Raw genomic sequence first — 415 nt, 5'->3', positions numbered from 1 at the left:
ACGATTTCCTTTCAGATCCACCACGACTCGGGTTGGCGCCGACCACAGGGAACGTGGATCGGGATAGTTGCCACACTCATCGATCACCTGGTACATCACCATCACCCCGGCGCTGTCGCCCGCCTCCTCGATCAGTGGTTGATCGATGGTCACGACCAGCGGGCTGTAGTCAGGGTCGTCAGGGTCGCCAATATGTTTTTGCTCGACAAGGACGTTTTTCTCTACGCTGCCCCACGCCACCTTTACACGGTCGTTGATACGCATGAAGGGGTACGGCAGGATCGTGATCGGCACACCCGCCGCAGCCTCCTCGGGGCCGACGCCATTGTCGATGATGCTTTGGGGAATGTGGTAGCGCAGGTTCTGGTTGCCGGGCGTGGAAAAGTCGTCATCGAAACCGCCCGGGCGATCCAGT

At 59.5% G+C, this 415-nt stretch carries 1 pseudogene; it reads right to left on the bottom strand.

Annotated features, from left to right (window positions below):
• Positions 1-415: pseudogene (locus KCG87_RS27380) on the bottom strand (hypothetical protein); the annotation flags it as partial.

The sequence above is a fragment of the Pseudomonas sp. MWU347 genome, assembly GCF_017947305.1.
In the GTDB taxonomy this organism is placed as follows: Bacteria; Pseudomonadota; Gammaproteobacteria; order Pseudomonadales; family Pseudomonadaceae; genus Aquipseudomonas; species Aquipseudomonas putida_A.
The sequence above is the reverse complement of the archived record's forward strand: the minus strand, read 5'-3'. Positions and strand labels throughout refer to the sequence as shown.